Source organism: Acidovorax sp. Leaf78, from assembly GCF_001422735.1.
Taxonomy (GTDB): domain Bacteria; phylum Pseudomonadota; class Gammaproteobacteria; order Burkholderiales; family Burkholderiaceae_C; genus Acidovorax.
Genome location: NZ_LMLZ01000001.1, coordinates 95,977 through 119,655, shown reverse-complemented (window position 1 = coordinate 119,655; position 23,679 = coordinate 95,977). Strand labels below are relative to the sequence as shown.

22 protein-coding genes and 3 tRNA genes are annotated in these 23,679 nt (G+C 63.6%); 15 read left to right on the top strand and 10 right to left on the bottom strand.

Annotation, left to right across the window (positions count from 1 at the left end; all coding sequences use genetic code 11):
* Positions 1-108 precede the first annotated feature (108 nt).
* Complete coding sequence (locus ASF16_RS00550; protein WP_056161415.1) at positions 109-1,011, bottom strand: PP2C family serine/threonine-protein phosphatase; 903 nt, start codon at positions 1,009-1,011, stop codon at positions 109-111.
* Positions 1,012-1,048: 37 nt separating this feature from the next.
* A complete protein-coding gene (locus tag ASF16_RS00545; RefSeq protein ID WP_056161413.1) occupies positions 1,049-2,065 on the bottom strand; it encodes a serine/threonine-protein kinase in 1,017 nt (338 codons plus the stop codon).
* A 75-nt stretch (positions 2,066-2,140) separates the two neighbouring features.
* On the opposite strand from ASF16_RS00545, the gene ASF16_RS00540 reads away from it, so the two are divergent.
* From ASF16_RS00540 to ASF16_RS00525, 4 genes are all read left to right on the top strand, one after another.
* Positions 2,141-3,058 carry a YicC/YloC family endoribonuclease gene (locus tag ASF16_RS00540; protein ID WP_082516666.1) on the top strand — a complete coding sequence of 306 codons (918 nt, stop codon included), beginning with the start codon at positions 2,141-2,143 and terminating at the stop codon, positions 3,056-3,058.
* A gap of 36 nt (positions 3,059-3,094) precedes the next feature.
* Positions 3,095-3,715: a guanylate kinase gene (gene gmk / locus ASF16_RS00535; RefSeq protein ID WP_056161409.1), complete on the top strand. Its 621-nt coding sequence runs from the start codon at positions 3,095-3,097 to the stop codon at positions 3,713-3,715.
* A 17-nt stretch (positions 3,716-3,732) separates the two neighbouring features.
* A complete protein-coding gene (rpoZ, locus tag ASF16_RS00530; protein ID WP_005794722.1) occupies positions 3,733-3,936 on the top strand; it encodes a DNA-directed RNA polymerase subunit omega in 204 nt (67 codons plus the stop codon).
* 96 nt (positions 3,937-4,032) lie between these two features.
* A complete protein-coding gene (locus tag ASF16_RS00525) occupies positions 4,033-6,315 on the top strand; it encodes a bifunctional (p)ppGpp synthetase/guanosine-3',5'-bis(diphosphate) 3'-pyrophosphohydrolase (protein ID WP_056161407.1) in 2,283 nt (760 codons plus the stop codon).
* A 122-nt stretch (positions 6,316-6,437) separates the two neighbouring features.
* On the opposite strand, the gene greB is transcribed toward ASF16_RS00525, so the two are convergent.
* From greB to hrcA, 4 genes are all read right to left on the bottom strand, one after another.
* Positions 6,438-7,004: a transcription elongation factor GreB gene (gene greB, locus ASF16_RS00520; RefSeq protein WP_056161406.1), complete on the bottom strand. Its 567-nt coding sequence runs from the start codon at positions 7,002-7,004 to the stop codon at positions 6,438-6,440.
* 78 nt (positions 7,005-7,082) lie between these two features.
* Positions 7,083-7,159, bottom strand: a tRNA-Arg gene (locus ASF16_RS00515).
* A 216-nt stretch (positions 7,160-7,375) separates the two neighbouring features.
* Positions 7,376-7,452 (bottom strand) — tRNA-Ile (locus tag ASF16_RS00510).
* Positions 7,453-7,506: 54 nt separating this feature from the next.
* Positions 7,507-8,511 carry a heat-inducible transcriptional repressor HrcA gene (gene hrcA / locus ASF16_RS00505; RefSeq protein WP_056161404.1) on the bottom strand — a complete coding sequence of 335 codons (1,005 nt, stop codon included), beginning with the start codon at positions 8,509-8,511 and terminating at the stop codon, positions 7,507-7,509.
* 28 nt (positions 8,512-8,539) lie between these two features.
* Between hrcA and ASF16_RS00500 the strand changes: the two genes are divergently transcribed.
* From ASF16_RS00500 to rapZ, 3 genes are read left to right on the top strand one after another with little or no spacing between them, the layout of a single operon-like run.
* Positions 8,540-9,436 (top strand): NAD kinase, encoded by an 897-nt coding sequence (locus tag ASF16_RS00500; protein ID WP_056161402.1) that lies wholly within the window; start codon positions 8,540-8,542, stop codon positions 9,434-9,436.
* 2 nt (positions 9,437-9,438) lie between these two features.
* Positions 9,439-11,115, top strand: coding sequence for a DNA repair protein RecN (gene recN, locus ASF16_RS00495; protein ID WP_056161399.1), 1,677 nt, complete (start codon positions 9,439-9,441; stop codon positions 11,113-11,115).
* The gene (gene rapZ / locus ASF16_RS00490) at positions 11,115-11,978 is read left to right on the top strand and encodes an RNase adapter RapZ (RefSeq protein WP_056161396.1); all 864 of its coding nucleotides are present in this window, start codon (positions 11,115-11,117) and stop codon (positions 11,976-11,978) included. Before recN ends, rapZ begins: the two co-directional genes overlap by 1 nt.
* A gap of 42 nt (positions 11,979-12,020) precedes the next feature.
* Here rapZ and mutY read toward each other — a convergent pair whose 3' ends face one another.
* From mutY to mutM, 3 genes are all read right to left on the bottom strand, one after another.
* Positions 12,021-13,091 carry an A/G-specific adenine glycosylase gene (mutY, locus tag ASF16_RS00485; protein WP_082516665.1) on the bottom strand — a complete coding sequence of 357 codons (1,071 nt, stop codon included), beginning with the start codon at positions 13,089-13,091 and terminating at the stop codon, positions 12,021-12,023.
* Positions 13,088-15,049: a dynamin family protein gene (locus ASF16_RS00480; protein ID WP_056161393.1), complete on the bottom strand. Its 1,962-nt coding sequence runs from the start codon at positions 15,047-15,049 to the stop codon at positions 13,088-13,090. Before ASF16_RS00480 ends, mutY begins: the two co-directional genes overlap by 4 nt.
* 110 nt (positions 15,050-15,159) lie before the next feature.
* On the bottom strand, positions 15,160-15,975 hold the full coding sequence (mutM, locus tag ASF16_RS00475; protein WP_056161390.1) for a bifunctional DNA-formamidopyrimidine glycosylase/DNA-(apurinic or apyrimidinic site) lyase: 816 nt from the start codon (positions 15,973-15,975) through the stop codon (positions 15,160-15,162).
* 29 nt (positions 15,976-16,004) lie between these two features.
* Between mutM and ASF16_RS00470 the strand changes: the two genes are divergently transcribed.
* The 7 genes from ASF16_RS00470 to pth all read left to right on the top strand — a co-directional run bounded on the left by ASF16_RS00470 (position 16,005) and on the right by pth (position 21,973).
* A complete protein-coding gene (locus tag ASF16_RS00470; RefSeq protein WP_056161388.1) occupies positions 16,005-17,783 on the top strand; it encodes a tetratricopeptide repeat protein in 1,779 nt (592 codons plus the stop codon).
* Positions 17,783-18,325 carry a lipoprotein insertase outer membrane protein LolB gene (locus ASF16_RS00465; protein WP_082516664.1) on the top strand — a complete coding sequence of 181 codons (543 nt, stop codon included), beginning with the start codon at positions 17,783-17,785 and terminating at the stop codon, positions 18,323-18,325. The genes ASF16_RS00470 and ASF16_RS00465 overlap by 1 nt, the downstream gene beginning before the upstream one ends.
* A gap of 45 nt (positions 18,326-18,370) precedes the next feature.
* Entirely contained in the window at positions 18,371-19,231 is an 861-nt protein-coding gene (ispE, locus tag ASF16_RS00460) for a 4-(cytidine 5'-diphospho)-2-C-methyl-D-erythritol kinase (RefSeq protein WP_056161387.1), read from the top strand.
* A gap of 30 nt (positions 19,232-19,261) precedes the next feature.
* Positions 19,262-19,338 (top strand) — tRNA-Gln (locus ASF16_RS00455).
* 47 nt (positions 19,339-19,385) lie between these two features.
* Positions 19,386-20,360 (top strand): ribose-phosphate pyrophosphokinase, encoded by a 975-nt coding sequence (locus tag ASF16_RS00450; RefSeq protein WP_056161385.1) that lies wholly within the window; start codon positions 19,386-19,388, stop codon positions 20,358-20,360.
* A 167-nt stretch (positions 20,361-20,527) separates the two neighbouring features.
* Positions 20,528-21,160, top strand: coding sequence for a 50S ribosomal protein L25/general stress protein Ctc (locus tag ASF16_RS00445; protein ID WP_056161382.1), 633 nt, complete (start codon positions 20,528-20,530; stop codon positions 21,158-21,160).
* 192 nt (positions 21,161-21,352) lie between these two features.
* Entirely contained in the window at positions 21,353-21,973 is a 621-nt protein-coding gene (gene pth / locus ASF16_RS00440; RefSeq protein ID WP_056161380.1) for an aminoacyl-tRNA hydrolase, read from the top strand.
* 269 nt (positions 21,974-22,242) lie between these two features.
* Here pth and ASF16_RS00435 read toward each other — a convergent pair whose 3' ends face one another.
* Positions 22,243-22,500, bottom strand: a complete 258-nt coding sequence (locus ASF16_RS00435; protein WP_056161378.1) for a YfhL family 4Fe-4S dicluster ferredoxin — start codon at positions 22,498-22,500, stop codon at positions 22,243-22,245.
* Between the two features lie 216 nt (positions 22,501-22,716).
* Between ASF16_RS00435 and ASF16_RS00430 the strand changes: the two genes are divergently transcribed.
* Positions 22,717-23,679, top strand: coding sequence for an ABC transporter permease (locus ASF16_RS00430; protein ID WP_056161376.1), 963 nt, complete (start codon positions 22,717-22,719; stop codon positions 23,677-23,679).

The window sequence follows — 23,679 nt, the reverse complement described above, 5'->3', positions numbered from 1 at the left end:
ATGAATCACGTCGTGCTGGTGGTGCTGCAGGGCCGAATGCCACGGTAGCTCACCGGTCGCAGCGGTGCACCAGAAGCCGCATCGCGCACAGCGGCACGGCGTAACGCGTCACGCCTTTCTGGCCGCAGACCGTCGAATCGCCTCGTTGATCTCTGCAATGGAGCGCTCGATGGCTTCGTCATCGAGGTCGTCCACCAGTCCGTCCAACGGGCCAGCCTGGATGGTGGACGCGAACACGTCGTCGCTGATGCTGTCGGTGGACACGCCCTGGGTGGACTCGAACGCGTCCGGCGTTTCCCACTCCAGCGCGATCACCGTGACGTTGTCGCTGCTGTCGCCAGCCTTGCGCAGCGCGGCCTCCACCAGATCGGGCACGGAATGCGAGACCGTGTTGCGGGCGATCTGCTTGGAGATGTCTTCATCGCTGAGCGTGCCCCACAGGCCGTCGGAGCACAGCAGGATGCGGTCGCCCTGCTCCAGGTACACCGGGCCGGTGATGTCGTAGATCGGCTTGGTGGGCGAGCCCAGGCAGGTGAACAGCACGTTGCGGTTGATGCGCTCCAAGCCCGGTGGCGGCGAGTTGCGCAGCTCCATGTACGAGTGGTCACGGGTGCGGGTCAGCAGGTCGCCGTCGCGCACCATGTACAGGCGCGAATCGCCGCAGTGGATCCAGGTGGCCGTGCCGGCCTGCACCACGGCAGCCACCAGAGTGGTGCGCGGCGTGTCGAGCATGCCCTTGTCGGTGGCGTAGCGCAGGATCTGGTGGTGCGCCGCCAGCAAGGCGCCCGAGAGAAACTCCTGCACGTCCTTAAGCTGGGGCTTGGCCTCGCGCTGGAACAGTGCCGAGATGGTCTGCAGCGCAATCTGCGCGGCGACTTCGCCCTCGGGGTGTCCGCCCATGCCGTCGGCCAGCACGAACAGGCCCGATTCGCGCGTGTAGCAATAGCCCATGCGGTCTTCGTTCTTCTCGCGGCCGCCCCGGCGGCTGATCTGGAATACGGAGAACTTCATGGGCGCCCCACCCCTACCCGCTGGGCGTCAGTCGTGTTCATTTGGGTTTGGCTCCGATACCGGTGGCTTCGCCCACCTTCTGCACATTCTTCTTGGTGTCGGACACCAGTGTGTCCAGCTGCAGCCGCATTTTTTCGCCGACGGACAGCTTGGTGTAGCGGCGCTCGCCCTCGCGGCTGAGCTCCTTTTGCAGCGCAAACACCGACTGCGGGCGCGACAGCGGGTCGAGCGCCATGCACCACTCCACCACCTCGATCAGGTTGTCGGAGTACACGCCGCGCAGCTTGGTCAGCGCCAGGGACAGGCGGTCTTTTTCGATGCGCTGGGGCGCCTCGTTGGGCGGAAAGCCCTGCATGCAGGCATAGATGCAGGCGCCGATGGCGTAGATGTCGGTCCAGGGGCCCATCGACGAATCGCGCCGGTACATCTCGGGCGCGGCAAAGCCGGGGGTGTACATGGGGCGGATGAAGTTGCCTTCCTTGGACAGCACCTCGCGCGCGGCGCCGAAGTCGATCATCACGGCCTTGTTGTCGTCGGTGATGAAGATGTTGGCCGGCTTGATATCCAGGTGCAGCATCTTGTGCTGGTGCACGATGCGCAGGCCGCGCAGGACCTCGTCGAACAACGAGCGAATGGTGGATTCGCGAAAGACCTTCTGGGTCTTGAGGTCGCGCGCGGTGATGATGAAGTCCTGCAAGGTCGCGCCCTCCAGGTAATTCATCACCATGTAGACGGTTTCGTTCTCGCGAAAGAAATTGAGCACGCTCACTACAGAGGCATGCGAGATCTGGGCGAGCGAGCGGCCTTCTTCAAAAAAGCTCTTGAGGCCCAGGCGGTACAGCGAGAGCTTTTCGGACGGCACCTTGGGGAGCAGCTCGCCGGGGCCGCGGGTGGCCAGCGACGAAGGGAGGTATTCCTTGATGGCGACCTGCTGGCCTTCGCTGTCGGTGGCGAGGTACACCACACCAAAGCCCCCGGAGGACACCCTGCGAACCACGCGGTATCCACCAATGGCGGTGTCGGGCGGCAAGGGAGCCGGCTTGATTTTTGACATATTTTGCGAAGATGACTCGGGGGTAGAGCGGAACCCGGATAATCGCCGGATCGCAAGCAACCATCAAAAAGTCCAATGCCAGTTTACAGCATGACCGGATACGCCAGCGCACAGCATGGCGCGTCCGCCACTGGCGCAGAAACCGATGCCCGCGCGACGCCGTCGCGCCGGCTGGGGCTCGAAATCCGCTCGGTCAATAGCCGCTTTCTGGACCTGTCTTTCCGCCTGCCCGACGACCTGCGCGCGCTGGAGCCTGCACTGCGCAGCCTGCTCACCGCGCGCCTCAAGCGCGGCAAGGTCGAAGTGCGCGCTGCCCTGGAGTCCGAAGACAACAATGCGCTGCAAGACCCGCCCCCGCGCCTGTTGCAGCGGCTCAACTCCATTCAGGACTCGGTGAAGGCCTGGCTGCCCAACGCTGCGCCCCTCACGGTGGCCGACGCGCTGCGCCTGTGCGCCAATGCGCCGTCGGCCAGCGAAGACTGGGCCAGCGCCGTCCCTGCCCTGGCAGAAGAGGCCCTCGACGCACTCATGGCCGCCCGGGAGCGCGAAGGCAAGCGCCTGGCAGCCATGTTGCAAGACCGGTTGAAGCAACTGCGCGCCCTGGCAGCCCAGGCTGTCCCGATGGTGCCCCAGCTGGTCGAGCAGCAACGCCTTCGGTTCATGGAGCGCTGGAAAGAAGCCATGGCGCTCACCGACGGTGCGGTCGCCCCCGAGGCCGCGCGGGACCGCGCGATGACCGAAGCCACGGCCTTTGCCATCCGCATCGACGTGGCTGAAGAAATCACGCGGCTGGATTCCCACCTCGACGAAATCGAGCGCCTGCTGAAAAAAGGCGGCGAAGTGGGCAAACGGCTGGACTTTCTCATCCAGGAACTGCACCGCGAAGCCAATACGCTGGGCTCCAAATCTGCCGCACTCGACCTCACGCGCATCAGCGTGGACATGAAGGTGCTGATCGAGCAGATGCGCGAGCAGGTGCAGAATATTGAATGACACCCGTGTTTTGATAGCGCTGGACGCATATTCGTTATGGACTATCCAGGAAACCTTTTCGTAGTGGCGGCGCCCAGTGGCGCTGGCAAATCCAGCCTGGTCAAGGCCCTGCTGGAGCTTGACTCCCACGTGCACCTGTCGATCTCGCACACCACCCGCCCCCCCCGCGGGCAGGAAAAGCACGGGCGCGACTACTACTTTGCATCGCAGCCCGAGTTCGACGCCATGATCGAAGGCAACGCTTTCGTCGAGTGGGCGCACGTCCACGGCAACCGCTATGGCACCTCCAAGAAAGCCATCGAGGAGCGCATTGCGCAGGGCACGGACGTGATTCTGGAGATCGACTTCCAGGGCGCGCTGCAGATCAAGCAAGCCTTTGCCAACGCCATCCTGGTGTTCATCCTTCCGCCCAGCTGGGAGGAGTTGCGCTCGCGCCTGGAGCGCCGCGGAGAAGACTCTCCCGATGTCATCGAAGTGCGCCTTAAGAATGCGGCCGAAGAGATGGCCCAGGTCGGCAAATTCGACTTCGTTATAATCAACGAGTTGTTTGAACGCGCGCTCTTCGACCTGAAAGCCGTGGTTCATGCCCAGCGTCTGAAGTACGCCGCCCAGCGCCGTGCGCGTGCTGACACCTTCCAGTCGCTCAATATCACCTGAATTCCGGAGTACACCCCATGGCACGCATCACCGTAGAAGACTGTCTGGAAAAGATCCCCAACCGTTTCCAGCTCGTGTTGGCAGCCACTTACCGCGCTCGCATGCTGAGCCAGGGCCATGCTCCCCGTATCGAAAGCCGCAACAAGCCCGCCGTGACCGCCCTGCGCGAAATCGCCGAAGGCAAAGTGGGTTTGGAGATGCTCAAGAAGGTTCCTGGTTGAGGTTTCTGCCGGGCCGCGCCCGCAAAAAGCACCGCGCCAGCGGTGCTTTTTTTTGCGCCGAACTCGCCGGGTGCGCTCCCGCGCTACATTAAAGGCATGAACGCGGTGCTCAACTCACCTTCTGCAACGCAGCCCCGGCCTGGCGATTCGCCCTCGGCAGGGACACTCTCGGCAGCTGCAGCGGCGGCCAATGCAGCTGCGGCCAGCTTTGCCGCGCTGACCGACAGCCTGGACTACCTGGACGCCACCAGCATCGAGCAGGTGCGCCAGGCCTACCGGTTTGCCGACGAGGCCCACCTGGGCCAGTTGCGCAACAGCGGCGAGCCCTACATCACGCACCCGATTGCCGTGGCCGCCCAGTGCGCCAGCTGGAAGCTCGATGCGCAGGCGCTCATGGCAGCGCTGCTGCACGACGCCATGGAAGACTGCGGCGTCACCAAGGCGGACCTCATCGACCGCTTCGGCGCACCGGTGGCAGAACTGGTGGACGGACTCACCAAGCTGGACAAGCTGCAGTTCAACACCCGCGAAGAAAACCAGGCCGAATCCTTCCGCAAGATGCTGCTGGCCATGGCCCGCGACGTCCGAGTCATTCTGATCAAGCTGGCCGACCGCACGCACAACATGCGCACGCTGTCGGACATGCCGCGCAGCAAATGGGGCCGCATCTCGTCGGAAACGCTGGAGATCTACGCACCCATCGCCCACCGCCTGGGCCTGAACCAGACCTACCGCGAGCTGCAGGACCTGTCGTTCCGCCACCTGCACCCCTGGCGCTACGCCACGCTGTCCAAGGCGGTCAACAAGTCGCGCAACCGCCGCCGCGACCTGGTGCAGCGGGTGCAGACCGAGGTGGATGCCGCCTTCTCCAAGATCGGCATGCAGGTGCGCTTGGCCGGCCGCGAGAAGACCCTGTACGCCATCTACCAGAAGATGGACCTCAAACACCTAAGCTTTGCCCAGGTGACGGACATCTACGGTTTCCGCGTGATCGTGCCCACGGTGACAGACTGCTACACCGCACTGGGTGTGCTGCACCAGATGTACAAGCCCGTGCCGGGCAAGTTCAAGGACCACATCGCGATTGCGAAGCTCAACGGCTACCAGTCGCTGCACACCACCCTGGTAGGCCCCTCGGGCGTGAACATCGAGTTCCAGATGCGCACCGACGAGATGCACGTCATTGCCGAAGCCGGCGTGGCAGCGCACTGGCTGTACAAGGCACAGGATGGCGACGGCACGTCTGCCGAGCGCCTGGGTACCAAGTGGCTGCAGTCGCTGCTCGACATCCAGAACGAAACCCGCGACGCGGCGGAGTTCTGGGACCACGTGAAGGTCGACCTGTTCCCCGACGCGGTGTACGTCTTCACGCCCAAGAGCCAGATCATGGCCTTGCCGCGTGGCGCCACGGTGGTCGACTTTGCGTATGCCATCCACAGCAATGTGGGCGACCGCACCACGGCCGCCAAGATCAACAACGAGCAGGTACCCCTGCGCACCGAGCTCAAGAACGGCGATGTGGTGGAAGTCATCACCGCGCCAGTGTCCACGCCCAACCCGGCGTGGCTGGGTTTTGTCCGCACCGGCCGCGCACGCTCGAAAATCCGGCACTACCTCAAGACCCTGGCCCAGACTGAATCCGAAGGCTTGGGCGAAAAACTGCTGACCCAGGCCATCCGCGCCGAGGGGCTGGAGCAACTGCCACCGGTGTCTGCAGAAACACAACCCCTGTGGGACAAGCTGCTGCGCTTTACCGGCAACCGGACCCGCAGCGAGCTCATGACCGACCTGGGCCTGGGCAAACGCATCGCCAGCATCGTGGCCAAGCGGCTGATGGTGCTGATGTCCGAACACGGCCACCGCCCAGACGCCCTGCTCATGACGCGGGAGCGCTACACGTCCCACGAGACACTGTCGCAAGGCGCGGTGACCCTGGACGGCAGCGAAAACGCCTCGGTGCAATATGCGACCTGCTGCCGCCCTGTGCCGGGAGACAGCATCGTCGGCTACCTGGGCCGTGGCGAGGGCCTGGTCGTCCACAACGCGCATTGCACCGTGGCCAAACGGCTGCAGCACAAGGACAGCGAGCGGTTCATTGCGGTGGACTGGTCTGACGAGCCCACGCGCATGTTCGAAACCGGCGTCGTCGTGACCGTTACCAACGGCAAAGGCGTGCTCGCCCGCGTGGCCGCAGAACTGGCCAGCTCGGAAGCCGACATCACCCATGTGGACATGGATGACGAGGCAGCCCTGGACACCACGGACTTGCGCTTCATCGTGGCAGTGCGCGACCAGATCCACCTCGAAACTGCGCTGCGCAACTTGCGGCGCACGCAGGCCGTCATTCGCGCCGTTCGCATCACGCCGCAGGCAGCCTGAGCGGGCGCCAGCGCTGCGCTGTGCGCCGCATCAGCGTCAACTGGTGTGAGGTGGAGCTAGTGAGCGAACGATCGAATTGACGTGACCTGAAGTGACGTAACGATGCCGCGCTGTTGATGCTGCTAGCCGGCGGCTTCGATGCGCTGGGGGTACTGCACCGCCACCACTTCAAGGCTTCGCACGCCACCGGGCGTAGGCAGCTGCACCTCATCCCCCACCCGTGCCTTCAAGAGCGCACGCGCCACCGGCGAGATCCAGCTCACCTGCGACTCGCGGCTGTCCGCCTCGTCGATGCCCATGATGGTGATCGTGCGCTCAACCCCTTCGTCATCGATGTAAGTGACTGTGGCGCCGAAGAACACCTGGTCGCTGCCCACGTGCAGGCTGGGGTCCACCACCTCGGCAATCTCGAGCCGCCTGGTGAGAAAGCGAATGCGCCGGTCGATCTCTCGCAAACGTTTTTTGCCGTAGAGATAGTCGCCGTTTTCAGACCGATCCCCGTTGCTGGCAGCCCAGTGCACGGCCTCCACCACTTTGGGGCGCTCGTTGTCGATCAGGTCCAGCAACTCATCCCGCAGCCGCGCATATCCGGCCGGGGTGATGTAGTTCTTGCCGCCAGCGGGTAACGCTGGCAGTACCAACTCGTCGTCATCGGACGCATCGGTTTCTTTGGTAAAGGCCTTGCTCATCGCAGATCTCCCCTGTCAGCGAGAAACGCTGGGACAAATGAAAAAGCCTGCAATCTTGCGATTGCAGGCTTTAAACATTGGTGCGGCTGGCAGGAATCGAACCCACGACCCCTTGGTTCGTAGCCAAGTACTCTATCCAGCTGAGCTACAGCCGCTAAGCTTTGAATTATAGCATGATTTCTTGGCGGCCCTTGAAAATCATCATTTTCTTGCTGACCCTTGCTGCTAGCAGCACATCAACAAAAGCACAATTCAGCGCAAGCCGAGATTGTAATGCACTGCAGCACGTCCAAAAGGAAAACGGGCTGAAGCCGGCAAGAAAAATGGCTTTGATCTGCAAACACCGCCCACGCATCGATGGTGGATGGTGGTGGTAGGGCGTGTTGGACTTGAACCAACGACCAAAGGATTATGAGTCCTCTGCTCTAACCAACTGAGCTAACGCCCCAAGCCATGCTCCTGCGCTGCATACACAACGGGGCAAGCGCCGTATTGTAGGGGCTTACTTGCGGTGGCTGAGCGCGTTGGACACCAGCTTGGAGGTGATGTCCACGATCTGGATCATCCGGTCGTACGGCATGCGCGTAGGGCCGATCACGCCGAGCGTGCCGACCACCTTGCCGTCCACTTCGTAGGGCGAGCTGACTATCGACAGTTCTTCGAACGGCACCACGTGGCTCTCGCCGCCGATGTAGATCCGCACGCCTTCTGCCTGGCTGGAGATGTCCAGCAGACGCAGGATCTGGGTCTTCTGCTCGAAGAGATCGAAGGCCCGCCGCAGGTTGCCCATGTCGCTGGAAAAATCGCTCACGGCCAGCAGGTTGCGCTCGCCGGATATCACCACCTCGTCCTGCGCCGCCGACATGGCTTCGGAACCCACATTCACCGCGGCCTGCATGAGCGATGCGATTTCGCCCCGCAGCGCATCCACCTCGGACTTCAGGCGTTCGCGCACCTGCTCCATGGCCAGGCCCGCGTAGTGAGCATTCAAGAAATTCGAGGTCTCTATCAGCTGCGATGCGGAGTAGTCGACCTCGGTAAAGATCACGCGGTTTTGCACATCCCCTTCCGGCGACACGATGATCACCAGAAAGCGCCGTTCTGACAGCTTCAAAAACTCGATGTGCCGAAAAACAGAGGTGCGCCTGGGCGCCATGACCACGCCGACAAACTGCGACAGGTTGGACAGCAGCTGTGCCGCGTTGGCGATGACCTTCTGAGGCTGCTCCGGCGCGAGCTGCGCGGGCATGAATGAGTCGCGCTGCACGGTAAGCATCGTGTCCACAAACAGCCGGTAGCCCCGCGCAGTAGGAATGCGTCCGGCAGAGGTGTGCGGGCTGGCGATCAAGCCCAGCTCCTCCAGGTCGGCCATCACGTTGCGGATGGTCGCGGGCGACAGGTCCAGCCCCGACGCGCGCGACAGAGTTCTTGAGCCCACGGGCTGCCCGTCGGCGATGTAACGCTCGACCAGGGCTTTGAGCAACAACTTGGCACGGTCATCGAGCATGGAATGATTTTAATGATGTAATTTCGTGATGACCTCCAATTTCCGCCATGTCGCCCTCATAGGCAAGTACCAGGCTTCATCAGCGGGCTCTGCAGGCGACACTTCGCGCCAGGCACTCGAAGGTATCGCTCACTTTTTAGAACAGCAGGGCTGCGAAGTGGCCCTCGAAGCCGAGACTGCCAGCAACATGGGCCTGGCGCACTACCCAGCACTCACTGTAGACGAGATAGGCGCCCAGTGCGACCTGGGCCTGGTGGTGGGGGGCGACGGCACCATGCTGGGCATCGGTCGCCGGCTGGCCCGCTTCGGCACGCCGCTGATCGGCATCAACCAGGGGCGCCTGGGTTTCATCACCGATATTCCTTTCGATGCCTATCAGGCCACGCTGGCGCCCATGCTGCGGGGCGAATACGAAGAGGACCTCAGGCCGCTCATGCACGCCAGGGTCGTGCGCGATGAAAGAGTGGTGTTCGAGGCGCTGGCGATGAACGACGTGGTCGTCAACCGCGGGGCCACATCGGGCATGGTGGAGTTGCGCGTCGAGGTGGGCGGGCGCTTTGTGGCCAACCAGCGTGCCGACGGGCTCATCATCGCGTCACCCACCGGGTCGACGGCGTATTCGCTGTCCGCCGGCGGACCAATGCTCCACCCTTCCATTCCGGGCTGGGTGCTCGTGCCCATCGCGCCCCACACCTTGTCCAACCGACCCATTGTGCTGTCGGATGCCACCGAGGTGGCCGTCGAGGTGGTCAGCGGCCGGGATGTCAGCGCCAACTTTGACATGCAGTCGCTGGCATCGCTGCTGCACGGCGACCGCATTCTGGTCAAACGCTCAGAGCACTGCGTGCGGTTTCTGCATCCTTTGGGCTGGAACTACTTTGCCACCCTGCGCAAGAAGCTGCGCTGGAACGAAGGAGGCTCCTGACCATGGCGCTGCGACGCATCACCCTGCGTGACTTTGTCATCGTGGAGTCGCTGGAGCTGGAACTGAGCCCCGGGTTCACTGTGCTGACCGGTGAGACCGGTGCAGGCAAGTCCATCCTCATCGACGCGCTGCAGCTCGTGCTGGGCTCGCGCGCAGATGCCGGCACGGTTCGAGAAGGCGCGACCAAGGCGGACCTTTGCGCCGAATTCGACAACCCTGCCCACATCGCGCCCTGGCTGGAAGATGCTGGTTTCGAGACCGACGGGCCGTTGCTCTTGCGCCGCACCATCGATGTGCAGGGCAAGAGCCGCGCCTGGATCAACGGCACGCCCGCCACAGCGGCGCAGTTGCGCTCGCTGGGAGACTTGCTGCTGGACATCCACGGTCAACACGCCTGGCAAAGCCTGACCCGGCCGGACTCCGTGCGCGGGCTGCTGGATGCGTTCGCAGGGCTGAACAGCGCCGACACGTCGACGCGCTGGACGCGGTGGCGTACCGATCAAAAAACTCTGGAGCAGGCCCGTCAGGCCCAAGCCAACTTGCAGCAGGAACGCGAACGGCTGCAATGGCAGATCGGCGAGGTGGATAAGCTCTCGCCCGCCGATGGCGAATGGGAAGAACTCGACGCCCAGCACAAGCGCCTGTCGCATGCCCAGGCCTTGCTGGACGGTGCCGAGGGTGCGCTGCATGCGCTGCAGGACGACGACACGGGCGCACTGGCCGGCATTGGCCGTGCCCATGCACTGCTGCATGGGCAGGAACATATCGAGCCCGAGTTCGCAAGCCTTGCCGATATCCTGGCATCGAGCCTCGCCCAGGCGAGCGACGTGGCCCACTCGCTGCAGCTGTACCTGCGGCACGCAGAAATCGACCCGCAGCGTCTGGCAGAGCTCGACACGCGCATCTCGCAATGGATGACGCTCGCGCGCCGGTACAAGCGCACACCCGCTGAGCTTCCGGCGTTGCTGAGGGGCTGGAAGGGCGAGATGCAGCAGCTGGATGCCGCGACCGATCTGGAGCGCCTGGAAGCGGCCGAAGCCGCCAGTGCAAAGGCCTATCAGGCGGCGGCCCGCGCCTTGTCGCTGGGGCGGGCCAAGGCGGCGCCCAAGCTGTCTCTGGCCATTACGCAGGCCATGCAGGGGCTGGGCATGGAAGGCGGCAAGTTCGAAGTCTCCGTGAGCAAGTCGGCAGAGCCGTCGTCCCACGGCATCGACGATGTGGTGTTTCTGGTGGCGGGACACCCCGGCATGACGCCCAAGCCGATTGGCAAGGTGGCCTCGGGCGGGGAGCTGTCGCGGATCTCGCTGGCGATCTCCGTGACGACCAGTGAACTCGGGCTGGCGCCCACGCTGATTTTTGACGAGGTGGACTCGGGTGTGGGCGGGGCCGTGGCCGAAACCGTGGGCAGGCTCATGCAGCAACTGGGGAGCGATCGCCAGGTGCTGGCCGTCACCCACCTGCCGCAGGTGGCCGCCTGCGCCCACCACCACCTCAAGGTCGCCAAGCGCAAGAGCCCGGACGGAACGACGAGCTCGGTGGTCGCCGTGCAGGGCACAACCCGTGTGGCGGAGATTGCGCGCATGCTGGGCGGTGAAAAATCCACCGATGCATCCCTGAATCACGCCCGCGAGATGCTGGACCTGGCGACCGCCGCAGCGCCCCAGGAAAGGGCCCGCTGATGGCGTTGGAAATCGTCCTGATCACCGGCATGTCGGGCTCCGGCAAGTCCGTGGCCCTGCACGCGCTGGAAGATGCCGGGTACTACTGCGTCGACAATTTGCCCCCTGAGTTGCTCCCCGCATTCGTCGCCCTGGAACACCACCACCACGGCCACCGCCTGGCCATCGCCATGGATGTGCGCAGTGCCACATCGTTGCACCAGGTCCCGCAGGAGCTGGCCCGGCTGCGCAGCCAGGGCGTATCAGTGCAATCCATCTTTCTGGATGCCACCATCGACACGCTGGTGCGGCGCTTTTCCGAGACGCGGCGGCGCCACCCGTTGTCGCACGCAGACCTGCAGCAAGGACGCAAGGCACTGGTGCAGATCATCGAGGAGGAGCGCGAGCTTCTGGCCGAGTTGCGCGATCAGTCGCACGTGATAGACACCAGCACCATCAGGTCATCGCAGCTGCAAAGCTACGTGAAGGGACTGATGACCACGACGCACGGTCAACTGACCCTCGTCTTTCAGTCCTTTGCATTCAAGCGCGGCATACCGATGGATGCGGACTACGTGTTCGACGTGCGCATGCTACCCAACCCGCACTACGAGCCTGCGCTGCGCGAACTGACGGGCCTGGATGAGCCTGTCGCGCGCTTCTTGCGCCAACAGACAGAGGTGTCGTTGATGCAGACGCACATCGAGCAGTTCCTGGCGCATTGGCTGGAGTTCCTGGACCGCAACCACCGCAGCTACGTCACGGTGGCCATCGGCTGCACCGGGGGCCAGCACCGCTCCGTGTACCTGGTGGAAAGGCTTGCGGAGGTGTTCAGCGACCGATGGACTGCCCTGCGCAGGCACCGTGAGCTGGACGGTCGCTGACACGCGGCGACCCGAGCGTCTTCATGCCTGCCTGCCCCGACCTCACCACAGCGAGGCTTGGGTCGTATCCAGCAGCTTGCGAATGGGCGCAGGCAGCCCGACGGAACTCCACTGGCCAGCGCCGAGCCATTCGCCGTCGTCCATCGGCTGGGACGTCCCCACGCCAGTGACCAGCACAGGATGCAGGTGCAAATCGCGGTGCGTCAGCACATGAACGAAGGGCTGCAACTCCTGCACCGACACGCCGCGGAAAGCCTGCAAGGTCTGCACACACCGATGCAACGACGCACTGTCTTCAAAAATGGGAACGCAGTGCATGCCCGCCCATATGCCAGCCCCCGGACGCCGCTGCAGCCACACCTGCCCTTGCGGGTTTCTGAGCACCAGCAACTGCCAGGATTCAGAACGGCGCGAAAGCTTGCGGGTCTTGACCGGGTAGCGCTCCGGATCGCCGTTCTTGAAAGCCACGCAGACTTGGTTCAACGGGCACACCTCGCAGCGCGGCGCCCGCGGCACACACACCGTGGCCCCGAGGTCCATCAACCCCTGCGTGTAGCGAGGCATGGCGTTCACAAGATCACGGTCAGGGAGCAGCGCCTGGGCATGCTCCCACAGCACACGCTCGTTCTTGGCGGACGCCAGATCTGCATCGAACCCCAACAGCCGGGTCAACACCCTGCGCACGTTGGCGTCCAGGATCGGGACACGTTCTGAAAAGCAGAAAGCGGCAATGGCCCCCGCGGTGGATCGGCCGATGCCAGGCAAGGTGGCCAGCACTTCCGCCGTACGGGGAAACGCCCCGCCATGCTCTGACACCACCTGCTGCGCACAGCGGTGCAGGTTGCGGGCGCGGGTGTAGTAGCCCAGGCCGCTCCACAGGCCCATGACTTCGTCCTGCGGTGCTGCGGCCAATGCCGCGACATCCGGAAAGCGGGCCAGGAACCGCGCGTAGTAATCCAGCACCGTGCTGACCTGGGTCTGCTGCAGCATGATTTCTGACAACCACACCCGGTAAGGGTCGCGGGTCTGCTGCCAGGGTAGATGATTGCGGCCACTGGCCATCTGCCAGGCCACCACACGCTCGGCGACGCTGCCGCCCATTGCCTCACTCATGCCGATAGGAGTTGCTTGTCGGCATCCAGGGTTTCAACGGCAGGAGGCGCGACCAGCTTGGAGGTCAACTCGTGGAGCTTTTGCTCCAGTTGGCCCAGCTCTTCTTCGCCGGCTTCGATCTCGGAAATGCGCTCGACCAAGCCGCTCGCAGCCTGCTGTATGCGGTCGACTGCCTCCATGCGGCGGGCGAAGCTGCGGCGGCGCTCGCGCAGTTGGGCATCCAGCTGCGCGGTGGCCGACTTGCTCCACAGTTCCAGGTCATTGGCCGCGGACTCGTAGACCGTGCGCAAGCGCATGGCCAGCGCACGCACCAATCGTTCTGCAAATTCGGGCTGTGCCAACTTTAGGGCATTGCCCATGCCGAGGTACTGCAGGTGGCTCTGTTCGATCTGGTGAAGATCGTGCGTGAAATGCTCCAACTGCGGCGGGGGCGGCACCTGCAGCGAAAATCCGAACTCGGCATTCAACTGCCGGAAAGTCCCGCCCAGCATGGCCTGGATCTCAGTGCCGGATGCCTGGGCCTTGTCCATGGTGCTGCGCAGCTTGTCGAAGGTCTGGACATATATTTTCTTGACGCCCAGCTTGAGTCCTTTTTGCTGCAACGTCTGCGCCAGCTCGGACAGTTCGCCCTTCAGCGACTTGGCGCCCAGCTGCTGGAACACATCACGCAACAGCTTGAGGTGCACAGCCCGCACGGCCTGAATCTTGGAGGTGCTCAGGTCGAATTCGCGCTGCTCCTGCTCGATGCGGTGGCGCATCGACTCGATCACTGATGCGTTCTTGCCGCGCAGGCTGCGCAGCTCGGCCATCTGGTCATCGAGGTCGCGGCGGCGGATATTGATGACCCGCGACGTCTCGGTGCGCAAATTGGCCACGCCATGGGCCACGGCAGACCGCAAGATGGATTGCCGCTGGCCCATGATGCCTTTGGCCAGCGCCTCCTCCAGCACCGGAAGGCCGCTCGTTTCCAGCAACAGGTCGTCGGCCGTTATCTTGGCCACCAGGCCCTTCTGCGCGGAGACAGGCACCACTCTTTCCAGCGGCACGCCGAGCATCTCGGCAGACGTCTGGCACTGGCGCTCTATCTGGGCCTGTACCTGCTCGGCGGAATTGAGCGTGTCCCACAAGGTGTCGATCTTGTTCAGCACCACGAGGCGCGCGTCCATGCTGTCGGCAGAGATGGCCAGGTGCTCGCGCCAGATCGACAGATCGGACCGCGTCACGCCGGTGTCCGCACTCAGGATGAACACCACCGCATGGGCCTGGGGAATCAGGTTGACGGTCAGCTCCGGCTCGGCGCCCACGGCATTCAAACCTGGCGTATCGAGGATGACCAGGCCCTGCTTGAGCAGCGGATGCGGAATATTGATGATGGCGTGGCGCCACATCGGCACTTCCACCATGCCGTGGGCGTCCGGGACGGGGTTCTCGTCGACCAGGTCGTCGTGCCAGAAGCCCAGCGCCCGTGCGTTGTCCAGGCTGACCTTGCGCACTTCGGCCACTTTTTCCAGCGCCTTGGCGATCTGGTCGGCATTGCCGACATCCAGCCGTATCTCGTGCCAACGCTCCGGCTTCATCCGCCATTCTGCAAGGCTTTGCACCTGCAGCCGGGTTTCGATGGGCAACAGCCGCAGGCTCGGGGGCACATTGGCTTCATACCCCAGCTCCGTGGGGCACATGGTGGTGCGCCCGGCGCTGGCCGGCATGATGCGCCGGCCGTAGTCGGCGAAGAAGATGGCGTTGATCAGCTCGGACTTGCCACGCGAGAACTCCGCGACAAAAGCCACCATGACCTTGTCGCTGCGAACCTGTTCTTCCAGCCTGTGCAGGCGCTCGCGCACCGCCGAGTCCATGAGGTCATGCGAAGACATCCAGTCGCCCAGCCGCTTGAGCTGCTGGGCGAATTCACGTCTCCAGACGCCATGCTGGTCGAACTGTTCGTTGAATGAGGGTCCCACTGTGCTCCCGGAGATATCTATATATAGGGCCTACGAAGCAGGCATGCACAAAATATAGCATTGACCGCCCACAGACTGTGCTGAAAAGCAAAGTTCGCTCCACACCGCCGTCAGGTGCGTTGGCATTGCGCGCAGAAGTAAGTGCTTCGCTGACCCTGGCGCAGCAGCCGGATGGGGGTGCTGCAAACATGGCAGGGCGCACCTTCGCGCCCGTAGACATTGGCCTGCGTCTGGAAGTGTCCGGCCATGCCGTCGGCACTGGAGAAATCGCGCAGCGTGCTGCCCCCCATTTCCACCGCCCGGGCCAGCACGGCCACGATGGCCTCGTGCAACTTGCGCACCCGGGCCGGGCCGATGCGCGACGCCACCGTGGTCGGGCGGATACCCGCCAGAAAAAGCACCTCGGAAGCATAGATATTGCCCACCCCCACCACCAGCTTGCCGCCCAGCAGCAACTGCTTGATGGGCGTGCGGCTCTTTTTCAGCCCGGCTTGAAACGTGGCCAGAGAAAAGGAATCCGACAACGGTTCCATGCCCAGCGCATCGAGCAGCTTGACCGCGACCGGATCCTGCTCGCCCTGGGTGTAGACCACCGCGCCGAAGCGCCGCGGATCATGCAGCCGTAGCGTCCCGTGGCTGGTGGCCATGTCGAAATGGTCGTGCACGCCTGGCGGAGGAAGGCCATGGCCAAAGCGCAAGCTGCCGGACATGCCCAGGTGCAGCAGCAGCAGGCCCTGGCTGGTATCTGCCAATAGATATTTGCCCCGCCGGCGCAGACCCAGCACCTGCTGCCCCACCAGATCCCCGGGGTCGCACCCGAGCGGCCACCGCAGCGGCTTGCCCATCGCAACGCCTTCGATGTTCGCCCCGGCAATGGCCGCCGCAAAACTGCGGCGCGTGACTTCCACTTCGGGCAACTCAGGCATAGAACGCGACCTACATCGGGTTAACGGGCATGGATTATTATGACCCGATGGTGTTATTTCACAGATTTCGGACCACCGCCCTGGCAACAGCGATCGCGGTTGCGGCTTGTTCAGCGTATGCGCAATCGCCGGGTGCCAACACCCCGCCTGCGCCTGCCGAGGAGCCCGTGGTCTCCAACCCCGCGCTCGACGCGGAACTGTTCTACGAAATCCTGTTGGGCGAGGTGAGCGCCCGCACCGGAGACCCGGGTGCCGGGTACGCCTTCATGCTCGAAGCGGCCCGCCGCAGTGCCGACGGCCAGCTGTACCAGCGCGCAGCCGACATCGCGCTGCAATCCCGCTCGGGCGAATACGCATTGGCAGCCGCGCAGGCCTGGAAAGAAGCCCTGCCTCAGTCGCGCGAGGCCAACCGCTACGTGCTCCAGATCCTGGTCGCCCTGAACCGCATTGGCGAAACCCCGGACCTCCTGCGCCTGGAGCTGGCTCTGTCGCCACCCCGCAGCAAGGCGGCCATGCTGTCGGCCCTGCCCCAGGTGTATGGACGCGCCAGCGACAAGGCGCTGGCCGCCAAGGTCGTCGAAGCGGCGCTCGTCAACGAACTCACGAATCCTGCCACCGGTCCGGTGGCATGGGTTTCATTGGGCCGCCTGCGGCTGGCCGCAGGCGACAAGGCCGGCGCCCTGGAAGCCGCCCGCAAGGCCCAGGCCCTGGACGTGGGCAGCGAGAGCTCGGCGCAACTGGCGCTGGAGCTGATGGACGATGGCAGCCCCGAAGCAGAACCCTTGGTCGTGCAGGCCCTGTCCAAGCAGCCTGTTCCCGAGCTGCGCATGGCCTATGCGCGGGTACTGCTGGGCCAGCAACGCTATGGAGACGCGGCCCGGCAGCTGGAAGCCGCCACCAAGGAAAAGCCCGACCTGGTGGAAGCCTGGCTGGTGCTGGCTACGCTCCACCTGCAGGACAACCGCCTTCCCGCGGCCGAGAACGACCTCAAGCGCTACATGGACCTGCTGTCCTCGCTGGACGATGCTGAGGTGCGCCAGCGCGGCATGACGCAGGCGTACCTGCTGTACGCGCAGATCGCCGAAAAGAAGCAGGACTTCGCCGGGGCCGAGGCATGGCTCAAGCGCATCGACAACGTGGAAGAGGTCTTCAGCGCCCAGATGCGCCGTGCGTCGCTGCTGGCGCGCCAGGGCAAGATCGAGCAGGCCCGCGCCTTGCTGCGCAACCTGCCGGGCACTTCGGCCGACGACAAGCGCATGAAGCTGGCTGCAGAAGTGCAACTGCTGCGCGACCAGCGGCTGTACCAGGAGGCCTACAAGGTCCAGACCGAACTCGTGGCCTTGGCTCCGCAAGACACCGAACTCGTGTACGACCAGGCCATGCTGGCCGAAAAGGCCGGCCAGCTGGACACCATGGAGCGGCTGCTGCGCCAGGTCATCGCCCAGAAGCCGGACCACCACCACGCCTACAACGCGCTGGGCTACTCGCTGGCCGAGCGTGGCCAGCGCCTGCCCGAAGCCAAGCAGCTCATCCTGAAAGCGCTGGAGTTCGCACCCAACGACCCGTTCATTACCGACAGCCTGGGCTGGGTGGAGTTTCGCCTGGGCAACAAGGCCGAAGCCCGCAGGCTGCTGGAAGCCGCCTACAAGGGGCGCCCCGATGTCGAGATCGGCGCGCATCTGGGTGAAGTGCTCTGGAGCCTGGGCGACAAGGACGCCGCCCTGAAGGTCTGGACGGAGAGCAAGCGCGTGAGCCCCGACAACGAAACACTGAAGGAAACCCTGGCGCGCCTGGGAGTGAAGCTTTGATGCGCGGCTGGTACGGTGCCACGCTGCCGTCGGCGGCTGCCGCAACGCCAAGCCACGGTGTGATCACAGGCTGGCGTCTGCTGCTGGCCATCTGCGCCATGTGGCTGGCCGGATGTGCACAACCCTTGCCCAAGGTGGCGACCGATGAGAACACCTGGAGCGGCCGCCTGGCATTGCAGGTCGAGGGCCAGGACTCGCAGTCGTTTTCTGCCATGTTCGAGCTGCGGGGCAATGCCCAAGTGGGCGGGCTGGTGCTGCTCAGCCCGCTGGGCAATCGGCTTGCGCAGCTGGACTGGAAGGACGGCCACGCCCAGTTGGTGAGCTCGCAGGAAACCCGCACCTCCGACTCCCTCGACATGCTGCTGCAGGAAGTGACCGGCACGCGCATTCCGGTGACGGCATTGTTCAGCTGGCTGCAGGGCAACCAAGCCACTGCACCCGGTTGGCGCGCCGATCTGTCGGGGGTTGCCGATGGCCGCCTGGTCGCGCACCGGGACGACCCCCAGCCCCAGGCCACACTCCGCGTTGCACTGACCCGTTGATCTGCGCGGGGCGCACGCCCCTTGCCCGCCCCCGTTTTTTTGTTCATGCAAGCCCTATACGACGTGCCGGCTCCGGCCAAGCTCAATCTTTTTCTGCACATCACGGGCCGGCGTGACGACGGCTATCACCTGCTGCAGTCGGTGTTCATGCTGGTGGACTGGTGCGACACCCTGCACTTCGAACGCCGCGGCACCGGCCCGGAGATCACGCGCGAAGATCTGGGACCCGCCTTGCCCGACGTGGACCTGACGATCCGTGCAGCCCGCGCCCTGCAGGCGGCCACGGGCTGCACACAGGGCGCGCACATTGCCGTGGGCAAGAGCATCCCCGCGCAGGCAGGCATGGGCGGCGGCTCCTCCGACGCTGCCACGACGCTGCTGGCGCTCAACCGGCTGTGGGGCTTGCACCTGCCCCGCGCCGCGCTGGAAAAGATCGGCATCACGCTCGGCGCCGACATTCCGTTTTTTTTACGCGGCCGTAACGCTTTTGTGGAGGGAATTGGTGAGACAATCACGCCGCTTGAGAAAGTGCACCAGCTGCCACCCGCAAGCTTCGCGATCGTGAAGCCTGCAGCAGGCCTGGAGACAAAATTAATTTTTTCGTCGCCAAGTTTGAAACGTGATTCAGATAGTGCTACAATCTTAGGCTTTGCTGCAGCACACTTTGACTTCGGTCGAAATGACTTGCAGCCAGTTGCCCAGGCTCTTTGCCCGCAAGTTACCGAAGCCCTCGAATGGCTCAGGTCACGCGGATTGCAAGGCAGGATGACAGGCTCAGGCAGTGCGGTGTTTGCGCAAATGTCTCATGCAGTTGATCTGGATGGAGCCCCCCAGGGCTGGCAGGTCAAGGCATGTGAAAATCTGATGATTCACCCTCTTGCGGGTTGGGCATCGGACGAGAATTAAGGTTGGTTGCCTTCGGCAATTGACCTGTGTAGGGGAGTCGCCAAGCTGGTTAAGGCACCGGATTTTGATTCCGGCATGCGAAGGTTCGAATCCTTCTTCCCCTGCCAAATATCTTCTCGCGTACGGGCATTATTTTCAGACTGCTGGGACTCTCATGCAAGCCAATCACCCCGACTTCATGGTTTTCACCGGCAATGCCAATCCTGGCATGGCAGCTGAAATCGCCCAGCACCTGGGTACCACCCTGGGCGCTGCCGACGTGGGTCGTTTCTCTGACGGTGAAGTCACCGTTGAAATCAAGCAGAACGTGCGTGCACGCGATGTTTTCGTGGTGCAGTCCACTTGCGCTCCCACCAACGAAAACCTCATGGAACTGCTGATCATGGTGGATGCGCTCAAGCGCGCATCGGCTGAACGCATCAGCGCCGTGATCCCCTACTTTGGTTATGCACGGCAAGACCGCCGCCCCCGCTCCAGCCGCGTGCCGATCACGGCCAAGGTGGTGGCCAACATGCTGCAGACCGTGGGCGTGGCCCGCGTGCTGACCATGGACCTGCATGCCGACCAGATCCAGGGCTTCTTCGACATCCCGGTCGACAACATCTATGCCTCTCCCGTTCTGCTGGGCGACCTGCGCCAGAAGAACTACGAGGACCTGATCGTCGTGTCCCCCGACGTGGGCGGCGTGGTGCGTGCCCGTGCGCTGGCCAAGCAGCTCAACTGCGACCTGGCCATCATCGACAAGCGCCGCCCCAAGGCCAACGTGTCCGAAGTCATGCACGTGATCGGCGAAATCGAAGGCCGCAACTGCGTGATCATGGACGACATGATCGACACCGCCGGCACGCTGGTGAAGGCGGCCGAGGTGCTCAAGGAGCGCGGCGCCAAGAAGGTGTACGCCTACTGCACGCACCCCATTTTCTCGGGCCCTGCCATTGAACGCATCGCCAAGGGCTCGGCCCTCGATGAAGTGGTAGTGACCAACACCATCCCCCTGAGCGACAACGCCAAGGGATGCACCAAGATTCGCCAACTCTCCGTGGCCCCGCTGATCGCCGAGACGATCCAGCGCATTGCCAAGGGCGAGTCGGTGATGAGCCTGTTCTCGGACCAAGAAAACCTGTTCTGACCCAGCTCCTTCGGGAGCACGGCAGCAGCGGTTCTGCACACAGGCCTCCCTCGGGAGGCTTGTTGTTTGTTTGTTCGGGAACAACTTGCAGGCTTGCGGCATGTGGCCTCAAGCCTTTTTAAAACAGGGGATGACTGGTCGCGGTCGCCTCTTATCAGGAGCTAAATATGAACTTCGTCGCTTTTGAGCGCGCCAAGCAGGGCACGGGTGCGAGCCGCCGTCTCCGCATTTCGGGCAAGACACCTGGCATCGTCTACGGTGGTGCTACGGAACCCCAACTGATCGAGATCGACCACAACGCACTGTGGCACGCCCTCAAGAAGGAAGCATTTCACTCCAGCGTGCTGGACATGGAAGTGGCCGGCAAGACCGCCAAGGTCCTGCTGCGCGACGTGCAATACCACCCCTACAAGCAACTCGTGCTGCACATCGACTTCCAGCGCGTGGACGAGAAGACCAAGCTGCACATGAAGGTGCCACTGCACTTCAGCGGCGCTGAAGAGTCCAACGCCGTCAAGGTCGACAAGTGCATGGTCAACCCGATCGTGAACGAACTCGACGTGACCTGCATGCCTTCGGACCTGCCAGAGTTCATCGCTGTGGACCTGTCCAAGCTGGAAAAGGGCTCGTCCCTGACCCTGAAGGACATCAAGCTGCCCAAGGGCGTGACCGCCAAGATCCGCGGCAACCAGACCAACCCCGTGCTGGTGTCGGTGACGCCGCCTGTCGTGGTGGTCGAGACCCCCGCAGAAGCCGCTCCTGCAGCCGACGCCAAGGGCAAGGGCAAGGGCAAGAAGTAATTCTTCGCTCTGCGACCGACGAAGGCCACCGGTCAGGTGGTTTTTGCCAGTCAGCACACACGGCACAAGGCCCGCCTGTCTCGGCAGGCCGTCCCGCCGCACAACGGCCCACGCAAGTGGGCCGTTTTGTTTGGTGCAGGACCAACGCGTGAGTGCCCTGCCCCTCCCTTCAACCATCGGATAATCGAACAGATGATCAAGCTGTTTGTAGGCCTTGGAAACCCGGGGCCGGACTACGAAGCCACCCGCCACAACGCGGGCTTCTGGTGGATTGACGCCCTGGCGCGCGAGCTCAAGACCACGCTGGTGCCCGAGCGCAGCTACCACGGGCTGATGGCGCGCACCACGGTGCACGGTCAGAACGTCTGGCTGCTGGAGCCCCAGACCTTCATGAACCTGTCGGGCAAGTCCGTGGCCTCGCTCGCGCGTTTCTTCAAAATCCTGCCCGAAGAAATCCTGGTCGTGCACGATGAGCTCGACCTCCCCCCCGGCCAAGTCAAGCTCAAGCGCGGGGGCAGCCACGCCGGCCACAACGGCCTGCGCGACATCCACGGTCAGCTGGGATCGCCCGACTACTGGCGCCTGCGCATCGGCATCGGGCATCCGGGCGTGAAAAGCGAAGTGGCCAACTGGGTACTCAAGAAGCCCGCACCCGACCAGCGCACGCTGATCGAAGACAGCATCGTCCATTCGCTCAAGGCCTACCCGGCCCTGCTGGCCGGCGAGATGGACAAGGCCACGCTGCTCATCCACACCACGAAACCACCCCGACCCAAGCCAGAGCGGCCCGTCAATTCAGTACCAGGCACGTAGTGGCCACGTGGTGGACGTGACGCACCGGAATGAGGCACCCCATGGGACATGCAGCATGGGGAATGCGTTGTGCGCGGTGCGCTGCGTGAGCACCAGGTGCCAACCGCAGAAAGTGCTGCAAAGTTGCTGTTGATGGAATCGATCCGCCAAGAGCTCGTTATTCCGACACCACAGGAATGCTGCATTTTTTATAGCATTCAGCGCTTACCAGCCAAGCGGTAGCAGCCTAAAACATCCAAATCCCAGCGCCATCCGGGCGACAGGAACCATCAGGAAGAAACCGGGCCCTGCAGCCGCTGAAACTTCTGCCACAGCGTTTCCCGTGTCTCCACGTGCTGTGGGCTCACGGGGATGCACGCCACCGGGCAAACCTGCACGCACTGAGGTTCGTCGAAGTGCCCCACACACTCCGTGCACTTGTGGGGGTCGATCTCATAGATTTCCTGCCCCAGATAAATCGCCTGGTTGGGGCATTCGGGCTCGCACACATCACAATTGATGCACTCGTCGGTGATCATCAGCGCCATGCGGCCTCCTGTGCGCCGTCAGGCGTGGCGCGGGAAACGATGGCATACAACGGCAGTGCGGCTTTCATAGCCCGTATTATCCCGTGCCCATGGCATGTGCCTTGCATGCCACAGCGCAACCCAACACCGCTGACGGGGATGTTTTGCCGTTATGCTGTGTATACACATTAATTTTGACGCGCCTGCGTAGCCACCCCTCATCCACGCTTGCCTCCCATGGGTCTGTTCTTTCTCAAGCGGTTCATCACGCTCCTGGCAACGCTGATCGGCGCCTCCGTCGTCGTCTTCATGGTGCTGGAGATCCTGCCGGGCAACGCGGCGCAGATGCTCATGGGGCCCGACGCTTCGCCCGATGCCGTGGCAGCGCTGGCCACCAAGCTCGGCCTCGACCAGCCGGCCATGCAGCGCTACTGGGAGTGGATCAGCGGCCTGGTGGTGGGCGACATGGGCAACAGCTACGCCTACAGCACACCGGTGCTGGAGCTGGTGCTCGAACGCCTGGCCCTGACCGTGCCGCTGGCGCTGATGGCCATGGTGATCACCACGGTGCTGGCACTCATTGCGGGCGTGTATGCCGCCTCGCGCCACAACAAGGTGGGCGACGTGGGCGTGATGGGCCTGGCGCAGATCGGCATCGCCATCCCCAACTTCTGGTTTGCCATCCTTTTGATCTTGCTGTTCTCGGTCAAGCTGCAGTGGTTCTCGGCCGGCGGCTTTCCGGGCTGGACGGAAGATGCCGGCGGCGGCCCGCTCGAGGCCCTGAAGGCCCTGCTGCTGCCCGCTATTGCACTGGCCGTGGTGCAGGCGGCCATCCTGGCGCGCATCACCCGCTCGGCGGTGCTGGAGGTACTGCGCGAAGACTTCGTGCGCACCGCGCGTGCCAAGGGTCTGTCGCAGCGCGCCGCCCTGTGGGGCCATGTTCTGCGCAACGCCATGATCCCGGTGATCACCGTGATGGGGCTGCAGTTCGCCAACCTGCTGGCCGGCACCATCGTGGTGGAGAACGTGTTCTACCTGCCGGGCCTGGGCCGGCTGATCTTCCAGTCCATCTCCAACCGTGACCTCATCGTCGTGCGCAACTGCGTGATGCTGCTCGCCGCCATGGTGGTCATCGTCAACTTCGTCGTGGACATCCTGTACGCCGTGATCGACCCGCGCGTGAAGGCCTCCGACATCTGA